The 13,909-nt window shown below is 56.3% G+C and carries 14 protein-coding genes; 4 read left to right on the top strand and 10 right to left on the bottom strand.

Features of this window, described 5'->3' with window-relative positions:
* Positions 1-157 precede the first annotated feature (157 nt).
* From HFP51_RS04645 to HFP51_RS04635, 3 genes are read right to left on the bottom strand one after another with little or no spacing between them, the layout of a single operon-like run.
* On the bottom strand, positions 158-811 hold the full coding sequence (locus tag HFP51_RS04645) for a TadE/TadG family type IV pilus assembly protein (RefSeq protein WP_176874587.1): 654 nt from the start codon (positions 809-811) through the stop codon (positions 158-160).
* Positions 808-1,434, bottom strand: coding sequence for a TadE/TadG family type IV pilus assembly protein (locus HFP51_RS04640; RefSeq protein ID WP_176874586.1), 627 nt, complete (start codon positions 1,432-1,434; stop codon positions 808-810). Before HFP51_RS04640 ends, HFP51_RS04645 begins: the two co-directional genes overlap by 4 nt.
* Complete coding sequence (locus HFP51_RS04635; protein WP_176874585.1) at positions 1,431-2,825, bottom strand: pilus assembly protein TadG-related protein; 1,395 nt, start codon at positions 2,823-2,825, stop codon at positions 1,431-1,433. Before HFP51_RS04635 ends, HFP51_RS04640 begins: the two co-directional genes overlap by 4 nt.
* Positions 2,826-3,060: 235 nt before the next feature.
* Between HFP51_RS04635 and HFP51_RS04630 the strand changes: the two genes are divergently transcribed.
* The 3 genes from HFP51_RS04630 to HFP51_RS04620 are packed head-to-tail and all read left to right on the top strand — an operon-like array spanning position 3,061 to position 5,566.
* Entirely contained in the window at positions 3,061-3,717 is a 657-nt protein-coding gene (locus HFP51_RS04630; RefSeq protein WP_176874584.1) for a squalene/phytoene synthase family protein, read from the top strand.
* 51 nt (positions 3,718-3,768) lie between these two features.
* Positions 3,769-4,230, top strand: coding sequence for an EF-hand domain-containing protein (locus HFP51_RS04625; protein WP_176874583.1), 462 nt, complete (start codon positions 3,769-3,771; stop codon positions 4,228-4,230).
* Between the two features lie 37 nt (positions 4,231-4,267).
* The gene (locus HFP51_RS04620) at positions 4,268-5,566 is read left to right on the top strand and encodes a M20/M25/M40 family metallo-hydrolase (RefSeq protein WP_176874582.1); all 1,299 of its coding nucleotides are present in this window, start codon (positions 4,268-4,270) and stop codon (positions 5,564-5,566) included.
* Here HFP51_RS04620 and trmFO read toward each other — a convergent pair.
* The 4 genes from trmFO to HFP51_RS04600 all read right to left on the bottom strand — a co-directional run bounded on the left by trmFO (position 5,563) and on the right by HFP51_RS04600 (position 8,526).
* Complete coding sequence (gene trmFO, locus HFP51_RS04615; RefSeq protein ID WP_176874581.1) at positions 5,563-6,903, bottom strand: methylenetetrahydrofolate--tRNA-(uracil(54)-C(5))-methyltransferase (FADH(2)-oxidizing) TrmFO; 1,341 nt, start codon at positions 6,901-6,903, stop codon at positions 5,563-5,565. The two genes, HFP51_RS04620 and trmFO, sit on opposite strands and share 4 nt — an antisense overlap.
* Positions 6,904-7,028: 125 nt before the next feature.
* The gene (locus HFP51_RS04610; RefSeq protein ID WP_176874580.1) at positions 7,029-7,451 is read right to left on the bottom strand and encodes a hypothetical protein; all 423 of its coding nucleotides are present in this window, start codon (positions 7,449-7,451) and stop codon (positions 7,029-7,031) included.
* Positions 7,452-7,510: 59 nt separating this feature from the next.
* Positions 7,511-7,891 carry a hypothetical protein gene (locus tag HFP51_RS04605; RefSeq protein WP_176874579.1) on the bottom strand — a complete coding sequence of 127 codons (381 nt, stop codon included), beginning with the start codon at positions 7,889-7,891 and terminating at the stop codon, positions 7,511-7,513.
* Positions 7,892-7,977: 86 nt separating this feature from the next.
* Complete coding sequence (locus HFP51_RS04600; protein WP_176874578.1) at positions 7,978-8,526, bottom strand: GbsR/MarR family transcriptional regulator; 549 nt, start codon at positions 8,524-8,526, stop codon at positions 7,978-7,980.
* A 101-nt stretch (positions 8,527-8,627) separates the two neighbouring features.
* On the opposite strand from HFP51_RS04600, the gene HFP51_RS04595 reads away from it, so the two are divergent.
* Positions 8,628-9,302 carry a lysoplasmalogenase gene (locus HFP51_RS04595; RefSeq protein ID WP_176874577.1) on the top strand — a complete coding sequence of 225 codons (675 nt, stop codon included), beginning with the start codon at positions 8,628-8,630 and terminating at the stop codon, positions 9,300-9,302.
* On the opposite strand, the gene HFP51_RS04590 is transcribed toward HFP51_RS04595, so the two are convergent.
* From HFP51_RS04590 to yaaA, 3 genes are all read right to left on the bottom strand, one after another.
* A complete protein-coding gene (locus HFP51_RS04590; RefSeq protein ID WP_176874576.1) occupies positions 9,299-10,105 on the bottom strand; it encodes a hypothetical protein in 807 nt (268 codons plus the stop codon). The two genes, HFP51_RS04595 and HFP51_RS04590, sit on opposite strands and share 4 nt — an antisense overlap.
* 126 nt (positions 10,106-10,231) lie before the next feature.
* The gene (gyrA, locus tag HFP51_RS04585; RefSeq protein ID WP_176876543.1) at positions 10,232-12,886 is read right to left on the bottom strand and encodes a DNA gyrase subunit A; all 2,655 of its coding nucleotides are present in this window, start codon (positions 12,884-12,886) and stop codon (positions 10,232-10,234) included.
* Positions 12,887-13,094: 208 nt separating this feature from the next.
* Complete coding sequence (gene yaaA, locus HFP51_RS04580) at positions 13,095-13,853, bottom strand: peroxide stress protein YaaA (RefSeq protein ID WP_176874575.1); 759 nt, start codon at positions 13,851-13,853, stop codon at positions 13,095-13,097.
* Positions 13,854-13,909: the final 56 nt, after the last annotated feature.

The following is a 13,909-nucleotide window of genomic DNA, read 5'->3' as shown; positions in this document are numbered from 1 at the left end:
GTTTGTCCCCCAAGGGCTGCGGATCGAATAGATCGCAATCTGTTAAAAAATCGTTTCTAGCCGGCGTGCATCATTCCATTCCCATCAGCCAGATGAGTATAAAAAGTATCGGTTTGTGTGGCTGAGCTGCGAGTGACAGCTCGTCGAAACACATCGCTTAGCAGGAATTGACGGTAAGACCCTGCGTATTGGTGATATCCTGGTTCACCCGTTCGCGCACATTAAACGCGCTTTCGTAGCGAATTTCTCGCGTACCAAGGAAACCAAGCTCAGCGACGAGTGGCTGATAGGTGTAAGTAACCTCGACAAACATCACCGCGGTACCATCTGCTGCTACGATCCGGTTCCCGGCTTCACCCATTCCGAATTCTAAAGAATCGTTCGTGCGGCCTTTGTCTTCGAGGCCATATGCGGGTGTCGCAGCCGTCATTTGCCCGGCACAGCGCTGCCAGTTGATCATTTGACCCTCATTCGACCCAGTCAGGCCGTTGGGTTGCAAAGACGATAGAACCACCCGCCCGTTTGCCATGAAATCAAGCGATTCACCGACCAATCCGGCACCGGCGAAAACCTCATAGATATTCGCTTCGTCGATCGTCGTGTCTACACGCCCGGCATTGTCGGCAACGGTCATTGCAATCTGACTTACGCGCAGATGGGCAAGGGCGTAGTTGGCGGTCTCAAGGCCTCCAAATATCAACCCGAGCAGGATCGGCAGCGAAAAGGCAAACTCAACTAGAGCGATGCCTTCGCTGTCATCCTTCATGCGGCGGACGCGCGCAATGCGCTTGAGAAACTTCTTTGTGATCATGGGCCACACACCGTCGGAGGAACGACCTGGTCTTCGAAAGGCTGGTTACGAACCGCCGCCTGGGCCGTGATTGCGTAATTATCAGGAACACCGATTAGTCCCATTACCGGGACAATTCGCGGCATCGTGATCGTCACTTCATAATAGACAACATCATCGGCGCCGCCCTGGCCTGTATCGCCGGCATCCAGATCGAACGCACCATTATTATTGATGTCCTCAAAACAATCGCCATCGACTGCATCATATTCGCCATTGGTATTGTTGTCGGTGAGCAGCTTTTCTGCGTTACCGACGCCTGAGAACTCGTAAAAGTTGGTCTGAGTGATCGTGTAGGTCGCGTTGCGTGCAATGCCGTTTACGCGCTCTTGAATAGCGTTTTCGATCCGCTCTTCAGTTGACGTGCCAGCATAGCCAGAGAAATCTGGCGATTCCACGACGGCTGTTCGAGCCACATCATTGAGCACGCCTTGTAGCTGTGCCCGGACATAGCTTTGATAGCCAATATCGAATGCGCCCAGCAGGATCACCATCAATGGCACGACGATCAAGCCGAATTCGGTGGCAGCAATACCGCGATCGTCCGAACGCAGCTTGCGGATATGGCGGATAATCTTCCTCATGTCGTGAGCCTTAAGCGACCGATGCCCTGGCCGATCCGCGTAAAGACGCTCTCCAGATCGGATCCATCGCTAATGAAGAAGTGACCGCTGCTGGTTGCGCAGGGTTCAATATCATCCGTGCTGCCAACATCGAGCGCGATCACCCAGATCGTCATGCCCATCGACTTCGCCGTTGCGCATGCTGCAAGGAAACGCGCCCGGTGATTTTCATCGTTCGAGCCCGAGCCTGTCATGCGCCCATCCTGGTTCTGCGCACCATAGGATGAGTAGAAGGATCCGCCTGTATCCAGCGTACCGTCGGTCAGGAACACGATGTGCATCGCCACCGGGACATTGTTGAATTCTGCCGGATTGCGAGATGTGTTCATGCCGGTCTGCGACAGCAAACGAGCCGCCCAGATCAGACCTACGTCATGATAGGTACCACCTGTCACATTCTGCGTCGCATCATTAATCGCCGTCGTGTAGGTCGCTTCACTGCCATAGGTGCGAAGGCGGGTCGCTTCGTTCGGGCACGCCCATTGAGTCTGAGATTCCTGCTCATCTGGGTCATAGCGACCCCATTGGCGGGCCGTGTCGCTGCCGTTTACCGCAGTCAGGTCGATATCGTCCTGCGTGACAGTGGTGTCTGCAACGATTGGGTGAGCGGCATTACCGATATCGGGACGTTCTTCGACGCAGCCTTCGCCACTCAAACGCCATTCACGAATGTCTTTGTTGTTATTGCCGCCTTCCCATTCGGTATCGTCAATATGAACGCCGACGAGATCATAACTTCCGCCCACATCTTTCTGGTAGAAGGTGGTTTTGAGAATATCGCGGTTCCGCAAGATGCGTCCGACATTCACGGTGCCCGAATAGGGAACGATGCCAAAGCGTGTGCGTGTGTTGGTCGCGCCTGAAAGGGCGCGATATAGGCCAACAGCTCCGGTCCGCAATCGTTCGATCCGGGTACCGCCACCGCCACTGGCATTGTTGTTCATTGAGCCGGTAACATCGAGCACCACCATGATGTCATTATTGCCGTAATCTTGGTCGGCATTGCACGATACGCTGATCGGAATGCTGTCTTTTCCGAACAAGCCCATGACGGAGGTCGGCACATCAGCGCTTGCCGTCACCGTCACAGCAGACGGGTCAGTGCCGCTCTGTGCCACCGTACGGGTGACATTCTGAGAATTCATCGTCGAAGACGGGAAGTTGAAATCGAAGAAGCGTTCGCCTTCTGTCTGGGCGTCAGAGGTCCATGTTTCGCCAGCCATTACACGGCGGGCCGCAAGCGCGGACGCGTCACATGCGTTTTGAAGCTTGGCTTGCGCCATATAGGCGCGGCTCATATCCAAGCCCGAACCGATCATGCCGGCGATTGGAACGAGCGCGGCGCCAGCCATAGCTAGCGTATTGCCGCGACTATCACTCCGGAGACGAGAGAGAAAAGGCTTCGCTTTCGCGACTCGCCGCGATACGTTTCTTTTCAACCAGTTGCTCATATTTACCCCTGCCGTTGTGGCATGTTTCACCCAAGGTTCGGCACGTTATGAACGGACAAACTTAAACAGATGTCTCGCAGCAAGGTTAACGAGATGTTTGCCATATCCCGCGGCGCACTTCAGAGGGTTTCACGTGATGCACAGACTGGCTGATCCGGAGCGCGAACTCGCCCTGAGCTACGCGAAGAAGACCGCAAGGCCTTTGTTGCGAACTTTATGGTCCGTCGATGAACGCTTTGGATCGATCGTTGCCGGCACCACTGAAACGACTATTGGCGAGATGCGATTGTTGTGGTGGCGCGAAGCATTGGCCGCGGCTTCTGATCATGCTGCCGCCGAACCCTTGTTGCAGCAAGTCGCAGACAGTCTGGGACAAAGCGGCGCTGACGGTGCGGAATGGGGCAAGATGGCGGAGGGTTGGTTTGCGCTTCTCCAAGAGCCACTGGAGTCAGTTGATCTGGAGCGATTTGCAGAGGATAGGGGCGGACCCCTGTTTCGTCTGTCTGCGGCATTGTTAACCGAAGACGTGCCGGACTGGGTTTCAGACTATGGCCGAGCTTGGGCGCTTGTTGATCTCTCATTCCGTATCCGGGACGAAGTCGCGGCGAGCCAAGCCCGCAGTCTGGCCGGTGATATCCTCGCGCGTATGGATCCCCACAAATGGCCGCGTACATTGCGATCGCTGGGCGCATTGGTGATCCTCACCAGGCGCGATATTGGCAAATCCGAACGACGCCAGGGATCACCTTCGCGCGTGTTGCGCATGATTTATCATAATATTACAGGATATTAAGCCTATTCTCATCCTACTGCTCCCGCTAAAGGCTGGGAGAGGAGGCTGGTGATGGGTCGCTTTCTGGCCGGTATCATGTCGGCACTATTGTTAATGGGCGCGGGATTGTTCGTCTGGGAAACATTGGCCCAGCAAGACGAGCCGCCTCCGCCTGCACCGCCGCCGCCGGAGATTGAACCAATCGATCCGATCGACGCGCCGCCTCCGGTTACCATTGGTCCGCCACCGCCCGAGGCTACAGAGCTCACTCGTGAGCAGCGCAGATTTGGGCGATATGACCGTGATCGGGATGGCGCGATCACGCGCGCGGAAATGATGAGCAGTCGCACCGATGGATTTCGCGCACTCGATACCAATGGCGATAACTATTTGACGTTTGAGGAATGGGCGGTCCGGACCAGCGATCGCTTTTCCGCGGCAGATGCTGATCAGTCAGGCGCACTTACACCGGCAGAATTTGCCACCACGCGTCAGTCCCGATCATCATCTACTCGCCAACGGTGTAATTGTTGAGTTGACGATGCGGGTTCGGCCAGCGATTGCTTTGCCCATGAAAATGAAGCTCCTGACCGTCGCCGCGCTTGCAGCGCTTCCTCTGAGCGCAGCATTTGCCATGCAGCTAGATCCCGCGCCCGATACCTATGATGCCGAAGTAGTACAGATGCGGGAGGATCCGCGCATGGTGGCGGCATTTGCGCACCTTAACGAAACGCATGAGGCCCGCCTTGCCGACATGATCACCCTGAATGAGGTGCCAGCGCCTCCTTTTGGTGAAGAGGCGCGAGCGGCTGTGTTTGCCGAAATGATGCAGGCGACCGGGTTTGGCGACGTGACGATCGACGAGGTTGGCAATGTCGTCGCCAGTCGCGCTGGCACTGTAGGTGAGCGCACGGTCACGGTCGCCGCGCATATCGATACCGTCTTTCCGATCGAAACTGATGTCACGATTCGCGTTGAGGGCAACCGCTACATCGCGCCCGGGATCGGCGACAATACGCGCGGTGCCATCATGTTGCTCCAATTTGCGTCGGCCATCGCATCTGCAGACATCGCCACGGAAGCGACCATCGTGTTGGTCGGCAATATCGGCGAGGAAGGTCTTGGGGATCTGCGCGGGGTTCGGCATCTCTTCCGCGATGGCATTGATCATCCCGATGCGTTTATCGCCATCGACGGTGGCAATGACGCGCGGCTTGTTACCAGCGCCGTTGGCTCAAATCGTTACCGTGTCACGATGCAGGGGCCCGGCGGTCATAGTTGGGGCGACTTTGGGGATGGCAATCCGCATCATGCCGCATCTCGGGCGATCACGCGTTTTGTAAACGCGGCGCGCCCGATCACCCAGGATGGCCCGCGCTCAAGTTACAATATCGGGCGCATTGGCGGCGGAACATCGGTCAATTCAATTCCGTTTGAAAGTTGGTTTGAAGTCGATATGCGCTCCGGTAATCCGGAAAAGCTGGCTGCTCTCGATGTCGTGTTCCAGCAGGCGATGCGTGACGGCCTGGAAGCTGAGAATGCCGTGCGTGGCGACGGTGATTTGCTGACGATGGAAGTTGCACCAATCGGCCAGCGACCAGCAGGTGAGGGCGATACAAGCGTTCCGCTCGTTCAGCGCGCTCTGGCGCTTCTGCGGGCTGATGATATTGAGCCGAGCATGGTTGGGTCATCGACCGATTCCAACATTCCGATTTCGCTCGGCATTCCGGCCATCACGATCACCCGGTGCGGCGTGAGTAGTGGGGCGCACTCGCTCAGCGAAACATGGGAAGATGATGGCAATGTTCCAGCATGCACAATGCGCGGATTGATGCTGCTGGTCGGTGAGGCTGGGTTAGCCGAAAACTAAGCCGCGGCTCGCGGAGCAATCGCGCTCACCCATTTCGCCATCGCCGTGCGGGCACGCGTGGTCATCGCTTCCTTGCGTTGCTTCTTATGGACGCGTTCGGCAAGCGGCGGAAACAGACCGAAATTGACATTCATCGGCTGATAGTCGCGCGCATCCGCACCGCCGGTAATGTGGCCCAGCAACGCGCCTAGCGCCGTTTCAGCTGGCGGAGGCGTAAGCGTTTCGCCGCGCAATTCTGCGGCAGCAAACCGCCCGACCGTCAGGCCGACAGCCGAACTTTCGACATAGCCTTCGCAACCCGTGATCTGCCCAGCAAAGCGAACATGCGGCGCTGATTTCAAGCGCATCTCGCTGTCGAGCAGCTTGGGTGAATTGATGAAGGTGTTGCGATGCAGCCCCCCGAGCCGCGCAAATTCCGCCTGTTCCAATCCAGGAATCGTCCGGAACAGCTCGACCTGGGCGCCATATTTCAGCTTCGTCTGGAAGCCGACCATGTTCCACAAGGTGCCGAGCGCATTGTCCTGGCGCAGTTGGACAACGGCATAGGGCCAGCGACCGGTGCGCGGATTATCGAGGCCGACCGGTTTCATCGGGCCGTAGCGTAGCGTATCCACGCCGCGCTCCGCCATGATCTCGATCGGCATACAGCCTTCGAAATAGGGCGTGTCCTGTTCCCATTCGCGAAACTCGGTTTTCTCGCCGTCGATCAAGCCTTGATGGAAGGCGAGATATTGCTCCTTGTCCATCGGGCAGTTGACGTAATCATCGCCTTCGCCCTTATCCCATCGCGACGCCATCCAGCAGATATCCATGTCGATACTGTCTTTGTGGACGATTGGCGCAATGGCATCGAAAAAGGCGAGCGCATCATCGCCGGTGGCCGCGCCAATGCTTTCAGCTAGGGAAAGTGCAGTGAGAGGACCCGTCGCCACAATCGTCAGACCGCTTTCGGGCAAACTGTCGACGCGTTCGCGGACGATCTCGATATTGGAATGCTGCTCAAGCGCTTGCGTGACCGCATCGGAGAACCCATCGCGGTCCACAGCTAAGGCAGAGCCGGCCGGTACCTTGTGCGCGTCCCCGCACTGCATGATGATCGAACCAAGGTCGCGCATCTCCTGATGCAGCAGGCCGACAGCGTTACGTTCGGCATCGTCGGACCGAAAGCTGTTCGAGCACACCAGCTCCGCCAGCCCGTCCGACTGGTGTGCCGGGGTCATCTCCCCGCTACCACGCATTTCGGAAAGCCGCACTTTCACGCCCTGTTCGGCAAGCTGCCATGCAGCCTCGGACCCAGCCAGGCCGCCGCCGATAATATGTACGTGATGGTCACTCATGGTCTTGCTTCACCCGGGCGCGATAGATTTTGCCGTGCTTTGGTTACATATTGGAAGGGAACGCGATGTAGGGCAATGCATGCAGAGTGCAACCGCCAGGTCACGAAATCCGGCCATGTCGCTTGCTAATCAACCTGCGGACTTTCGGTAAAATAGTAACATATCCCTGCACAGCTTCCACCGGTAACGCCCATTGCAATTAGCATTTCCATTGAGAACTGTTCGAAGCCGACAATCGCGGGGCCTGCAAGCATCGTCAGAGTTCCAACGGCAATCCAGACACCAGGCGAATGAGATTCGATCCAATGCTCGCCAATCCTGATCATAATGACGGCTCCAGCAGCGTTGAAGGCGAGGGCCACAAAAGTGCCAAAGATACTGGCGGGGATTAGCGTGCCGACAAAGTTTGCTGCCATCTCCACATCGATTGTCCCTGGCATTGGTAGCTGCAGATAGTAAGTTGCCAGGGCGTCAGTGATCATAAGAATGGGGCCAGCGGCGAGGGATGCCAAGAAGATTCCACGAAAAAGATTGCCTTGTTCGGGCATTTTGATGCTCCAAATTTGGATCGGGGCGGGCACCGCGGACGGCGCCCGTTTTCTCGCGACTAGACAGGATCCGACTGCACGAACTCCTGATCAACGATCCAATCATTCAACTTGCGACCAAAGCGTGCGATTGCGGACATATTGAAGAAATGCATCCCGCCAAGGACGAGGACCGCCAGGCCAACTTTTCCGCTTAGGAAACGAATGGCCTCCGGCAACGTGCTGGGCTCGTTACCGATGCTCAAGGTTAGCGTGATGAAGCCGATATTGACGAGATAGAATCCCACAACTAGCAGGTGATTGGTCGATTTGGCCAGGACCGAGTTATGGCCGAAACACTGGATGAGGAACACTTCGCCATTTTTTGACAGGGTACGCGCTACCCAGATCGTGATTGCGATGGTGATAGCGAGATAGAGACCATAGGAAATTTCGACCATTGTTCTTTCCTCAAATAATGTAATTTCTGAAAAAACTGAAACGATGTGGCGTGCCTAATCTCAGCCTGGCATTGTGTCCTCCTATCTTAGTCTTTCTTTTTAGTGATCGGTTTGACGAAACGCGCGACCTTACCGCCGAGCTTCATCAAAGTTACCAGAGTGGGCTTGGGCAGCACACGAACCTGTTCGTACCAGTTCCCGAGCGTCGAGATGAACTCGTGCATGCGGGTTACGCGCTCACGGATATAAGGAGGTGCGCCTGGATCGTCTGCCATCTTTTGCGACAGTTCTTCCAACAATTGGATTGTCGGATCGATTTCACGACGTTTCCGTTCCGCCACGATCTGCATCAGCATATCCCAAAGGTCGGTCTCGGCTACAAAATGGTCGCGCCGATCGCCCTCGACATGAACGCGTCGAACGATGCCGTAGCCTTGCAACTCTTTGAGGCCATTGGAGATGTTAGATCTAGCCAATCCGAGTTGCTCGACAATTTCATCTGCCGTTACAGGTCGGTCTGATAAGTAGAGCAGGGCATGCATTTGAGCCACGGACCGATTGACGCCCCATTGTGTGCCCATCTCACCCCAGTGCAGGATGAATGCTTTGGCGTCGGGATGATTGGTTATTGCCATTCCATAATTTCTGTAATTACAGAAATAAATGATGTCAATGTTCTTTTCATAGAAATCGGGCTAGCAATCGACGGATCCTTAAACGGAGGCATCTTACGAGCATGACTGACACACCATCGACGAAATCCGGCGGCTTCACCACTCTCGTGCTGCTGCTCTCGCTATTGGCGGGGCTGAGCTATTATCTGGCTGGTCGGATCCTGGAGCCTTCGACGCTGTTGATCGCCTGGAAGGGGGCAGGGGTCGCTTTGCTGGCCGTATGGGCCGGGATGCAGGCGCGTAACCTGGACGGTTGGCTGATCGCGCTGGTGATGGCGTTGGGGGCGACTGGCGATGTGATGCTCGAGACCCACGGTATGACTCAAGGTGGTTTGGCCTTTGCCGCCGGGCATTTGGTGGCGATCCTCTTGTTCTTCCGCAATCGCCGACCGGAAACGACGCTGAGCCAGAAAATGCTCGCGGTCCTGCTGATTCCGGCCGTGATCTGGATTGCCTGGAGGCTACCGGCAGATCGCGCGATGGCGACGGACTTGGCCGTCTATGCGACCCCGCTGGCCTTTATGGCGTCGCTGGCCTGGATCAGCCGCTTCTCGCGCTATCTCACGGGCGTTGGCGCGATACTCTTTGTGATTTCGGATCTCTTGATCTTCTCGCGGTTCGGTCTATTAGCCGCCTCACCGCTTCCCGATCTCCTGATCTGGCCACTCTATTTCACCGGCCAGGCGATGATCGCAATTGGCGTGGTGCGGGTTCTTTCACGCGATAGCGAAACTTAGGCAGCCGGCGTCGTTTCCGCATTGTCGCCCTCGCAGGCCAGCAATGCGACAAATTTCTCGGCATTGATCGCCACATCATCTTCGCCAATCTGGTCAAACGGATCTTCCAGATGGTCCTGAATATTGGCGAGGCCGACCAGGATGACCGAGAACAGGATCGGCATCACATAGACCAACGCCAGCGAGTAATTGGCGGCTTCATGTGCGAAATAAGGTCCGTAGAGGATCGGCAGCACGACGATGAAAAAGTCGCTGAATGCATTGAGCGTGCGCGGCGTGCGATACTGATAGATATGTTTGATCTGCTCGAATGAGACGATCATCTTGCTGATATATTGGTTGCAGCGCGAACACTCACCTGATGCGAGCCCCTCGTTGCGCATCCGTTTCACGAACACCGATAGCTCCGAAAAGGCCGAGTAAACCTCTTTCTCGTGGGTCGCCATTTCGCTGAGGGGGCTTTTGAACATGTCGCGGCAGCCTTTGAGCAAATGGCCCAACACTTCCTCGATCCGACGCAAGCGATCTTCGTCGCGATCCGGCAGCCAATCGCGCGCGGCGAAATAAATCGCCCGGCCATGGGCCTTGATGATCCCATAATCGTCGAGCGCCTTTTCGCGGCGCTTAAACGCGTGCCCGATGGCAAAAACGATGGGAAAGACAATCGCGGTGGCGATCAGGGTCAAGGGGAAATTGCCAGTGATCCCATATTCAAGGCAATACCAGGTCGACAGTACGGCCAAGCCGCTGACTAACAGGCTCCGCATGTCGATGACTTTACCGATGACCAGCATGTTGCCCATAGCGCTTTACCTACCCTGTTTCCCTGACAGGCAGGATAGCGGGAGGCTGCCGCGCTTGGCGAGATTTACCGATGATCGTCCTGTGGAATAACGGCGCCCGATGATAGGTGCGGCGAGGCTAGATCGCTACTCTGCTTCGCCTTGCGGCTCATCGCCGGCAATTTCCGCCGCTACAGCTTCTTCGGCTGCATCTTCGGGGCCTTCTTCCTCATCGATCAAGGCCACGCCGACAACTTTCTCGCCCTTCGCAACATCAAGCAGCGTCACACCGGCCGTACTGCGGCCCATCACGCGGACATCGCTGACATTCATCCGGATCAGTTTGCCCTGATCGGTGATCAGCATCGCCTGGCTGTCATTGCTGGCGGGGAAGCTTGCGACCACCCGTCCGTTTCGCTTGATATTGTCGATATTCACAACGCCCTGTCCGCCGCGCTTGGTAAGGCGATACTCATAAGCGCTCGATCGCTTGCCATAGCCGTTCGAACACACGGTCAGGATAAACTGTTCCGCAGCAATCATCTTGGACATGGTTTCAGGCGCGAGCTCAGGCTCGTTGTCATTATCCTTCCACGGTGCCGCCTTCAGATAGGCGTCGCGTTCCTCGATATCTGTGCCGGTCGCACCCATCACGGACAGCGAGATCACTTCGTCATCATCCTTGAGCGTCACGCCGCGAACGCCGGTTGCCGTCCGACTGGCAAAGGCGCGCACATCGGTGGCCGAGAACCGTATCGCCTTGCCGTTGCGCGTTGCGAGCAGGACATCATCGCTTTCCTGTAACAGTGCGACCCCGATCAGTTTGTCGTCACTATCCTCGGCAAAGCGCATGGCGATCTTGCCGTTGGACGGGATATTCTCAAACGCATCCATCGAATTGCGTCGGACGCTGCCTTTTGCCGTGGCAAACATGACGTGCAGCTTTTCCCATTCCGCTTCGTCTTCGGGCAGGGGCAGGACAGTGCGGATATATTCGTCTTCGGACAGCGGTAGCAGGTTCTGCATCGGCCGACCTTTAGTTTGCGGACTGCCTTCAGGCAGTTTCCACACCTTCATCCGATAGACCTGACCCTTGTTTGAGAAGAATAGCACGGGCGTGTGGGTCGAAGTCACAAATAGGCGCGTGACAACATCCTCTTCCTTGGTCGCCATGCCGGCGCGGCCTTTGCCGCCACGTCGCTGAGCGCGGAATGTCGCCAATGGGGTGCGCTTGATATAGCCCGAATGGGTCACCGTAACGACCATCTCTTCGCGCGCGATCAGGTCTTCGTCTTCGATATCGAAATCACCCGCGGTGATCTCTGACACCCGCGGTGTCGCATATTGCTCGCTGACCTCATCGAACTCGGCGCGCATGACAGCATATAGTTTTGCGCGATCGCCAAGAATGTCGAGGAGCTCGGTGATTTTCTCCGCCAATTCTTTCAGCTCTGCACCGATCTCATCGCGACCAAGTGCGGTCAGGCGGTGCAGGCGGAGTTCAAGGATTGCCCGAACCTGCGCTTCGGATAGCTGGTACGTATCGCCTTCAATCGCGGATTCGACCGCTTCGACCAGCTGGATATAGGATTTGATCTCCGCGATTGGCCATTCGCGCGCCAGCAATGCTGCGCGGGCCTCGGCGGGGTTCGCTGAACCGCGAATGATCCGAACAACTTCATCCAGATTGGTCACGGCGACGACCAGACCGAGCAACAGATGCGCGCGCTCGCGTGCCTTGAACAGTTCGAACTTGGCCCGGCGTGTGATTACTTCTTCGCGGAACTGAATGAACGCCTGGATGATATCGACAAGCTTCAGCGTTTCGGGACGTCCGCCGCGGATCGCGAGCATATTGGCCGGGAAGCTGGATTGCGCTGGCGTGTGGCGCCAAAGCTGGTTCAGCGTTACATCCGGAGTTGCATTCTTCTTGAGCTCAATGACGACGCGGACACCGTCTCGGTTGGATTCATCCCGGATATCGGAAACGCCTTCAATCCGATCCTCCTTTGCGGCATCGGCAATTTTCTCGACCAATCCTGACTTGCCAACCTGGAAGGGTATCGATGTCAGGATGATCGCGCGCTTGTCGCCTGCTTTTTCCTCGATCACATGGCGCGACCGCATCAGAACCGAACCACGGCCGGTCTCATAGGCTGAACGCGCGCCGGAGCGACCCAAGATGAGCGGGGCCGTCGGGAAATCAGGTGCGGGGACGATCTCCATCAGTTCGGCATTGGTGATCGCCGGATTGTCGATAAACGCGCGACAAGCGTCGAGTACTTCACCCAGGTTATGGGGTGGGATGTTCGTCGCCATGCCAACCGCGATACCACCGGCGCCATTGACAAGAATATTAGGGAAGCGCGCCGGAAGCACCTGTGGCTCCTGCGTCGATCCATCATAATTGGGCGTGAAATCGACGGTATCCTTGTCCAGATCGTCGAGCAGGGTCATCGCGACCTTGTTGAGCCGCGCTTCGGTGTATCGCATCGAGGCAGGCGGATCGGGATCCATCGACCCAAAATTACCCTGGCCGTCGACGAGCGGTACACGCAGCGACCAATCCTGGGTCATGCGCGCGAGCGCGTCATAAATCGCGCTGTCGCCGTGCGGATGGTAATTGCCCATGACGTCGCCGACGATTTTCGCCGATTTGCGATAGGGGCGGCCAGCGACAAATCCGCCTTCCTGACAAGCGTAGAGAATGCGGCGATGCACTGGTTTAAGGCCATCGCGGACGTCAGGCAGCGCCCGCGCAACAATCACCGACATCGCATAGTCGAGATAGCTCGACTTCATCTCGTCGACGATATTGATCGGGCTGATATCCGATGGACTCGCGGTGGTAGTTTCGTCGTCGCTCAAAGCGTCACTTTCCGATTTGAAATATCGATGGAAACCCTAGCAAAACTGGCGGAAATTAGCGAGCCGAAAGGCCGATTTATCCACAGTTGCGATAGGCGCGTTCATCGCGAAAAATGAACGCGATATCTGGCGATTTATGCTGTTATCGGCGCACGAAGCGCCAGCGATCCTGGTCTGAGCCGTCCGCGACGTATTGATAGCCATCGCTGTCGAATGATTTGAGCGCTTCAGGGTCGTCGAGCCGATGTTCGCAGATGTAGCGGGCCATCATTCCGCGTGCGCGTTTTGCTTCAAAGCTATTGAAGCGGAGACCATTCGGGCCATTCTCTTTGAAATCAATTGTTATCACCCGTGCGCCGGCAACTGCTTTCGATCCGGCGATCACCGCCCAATATTCATTGCTGGCGAGATTGATGATCGTGCCTGAACCATCCGTTTCGAGATCGTCCGCGAGAAGCCCGGCAATTTTGTCACCCCAAAAGTCGGTCAGCTTCTTGTATCGCGGGGCCCATTTCGTCCCCATTTCAAGGCGATAGGGTCGGATCGCGTCCAGCGGCCGCAAAAGGCCATAAAGGCCGGATAGAATGCGCACATGGTCCTGGGCAAACCAGATATCATCTTCATCGAGCGATTTGGCTTCGAAACCGGTGTAGACATCGCCAGAAAAAGCAAAGATGGCTTGGCGCTCTGGTTGATCCCAAAAATCCTTATAGCGGCTGTAATTTAGCTCAATCAGCTTGTCGGACACCGGCATGATAGCCTGGAGACGTTTCTTCGACAGATTCGATGCGGCGGAAACCAATCGCTCTGTTTCTGCTGAAAGGCGCACATCTGTGCGATCAAGCGATCCGAGTTCACTATCGAAATCGAGGGACTTGGCGGGGGAAATAATTGCTAGCATCGGGGTCGGTTAGCCGTTGATTTTCCTACGGTCAAAGTGGGTTTTTCGATGGCAAA

The sequence above is a fragment of the Parasphingopyxis sp. CP4 genome (genome assembly GCF_013378055.1).
Lineage (GTDB): Bacteria > Pseudomonadota > Alphaproteobacteria > Sphingomonadales > Sphingomonadaceae > Parasphingopyxis.
Note: the sequence above shows the minus strand (reverse complement) of the source record. Positions and strands in the feature narration are given on the sequence as shown.

Excerpts from the sequence above, each read along its gene's own strand:
- HFP51_RS04645 (WP_176874587.1), bottom strand. The coding sequence starts at position 811 with ATGATCACAAAGAAGTTTCTCAAGCGCATTGCGCGCGTCCGCCGCATG.
- HFP51_RS04640 (WP_176874586.1), bottom strand. The coding sequence starts at position 1,434 with ATGAGGAAGATTATCCGCCATATCCGCAAGCTGCGTTCGGACGATCGC.
- HFP51_RS04635 (WP_176874585.1), bottom strand. The coding sequence starts at position 2,825 with ATGGCTGGCGCCGCGCTCGTTCCAATCGCCGGCATGATCGGTTCGGGC.
- HFP51_RS04630 (WP_176874584.1), top strand. The coding sequence starts at position 3,061 with ATGCACAGACTGGCTGATCCGGAGCGCGAACTCGCCCTGAGCTACGCG.
- HFP51_RS04625 (WP_176874583.1), top strand. The coding sequence starts at position 3,769 with ATGGGTCGCTTTCTGGCCGGTATCATGTCGGCACTATTGTTAATGGGC.
- HFP51_RS04620 (WP_176874582.1), top strand. The coding sequence starts at position 4,268 with ATGAAAATGAAGCTCCTGACCGTCGCCGCGCTTGCAGCGCTTCCTCTG.
- trmFO (WP_176874581.1), bottom strand. The coding sequence starts at position 6,903 with ATGAGTGACCATCACGTACATATTATCGGCGGCGGCCTGGCTGGGTCC.
- HFP51_RS04610 (WP_176874580.1), bottom strand. The coding sequence starts at position 7,451 with ATGCCCGAACAAGGCAATCTTTTTCGTGGAATCTTCTTGGCATCCCTC.
- HFP51_RS04605 (WP_176874579.1), bottom strand. The coding sequence starts at position 7,891 with ATGGTCGAAATTTCCTATGGTCTCTATCTCGCTATCACCATCGCAATC.
- HFP51_RS04600 (WP_176874578.1), bottom strand. The coding sequence starts at position 8,526 with ATGGCAATAACCAATCATCCCGACGCCAAAGCATTCATCCTGCACTGG.
- HFP51_RS04595 (WP_176874577.1), top strand. The coding sequence starts at position 8,628 with ATGACTGACACACCATCGACGAAATCCGGCGGCTTCACCACTCTCGTG.
- HFP51_RS04590 (WP_176874576.1), bottom strand. The coding sequence starts at position 10,105 with ATGGGCAACATGCTGGTCATCGGTAAAGTCATCGACATGCGGAGCCTG.
- gyrA (WP_176876543.1), bottom strand. The coding sequence starts at position 12,886 with ATGAAGTCGAGCTATCTCGACTATGCGATGTCGGTGATTGTTGCGCGG.
- yaaA (WP_176874575.1), bottom strand. The coding sequence starts at position 13,853 with ATGCTAGCAATTATTTCCCCCGCCAAGTCCCTCGATTTCGATAGTGAA.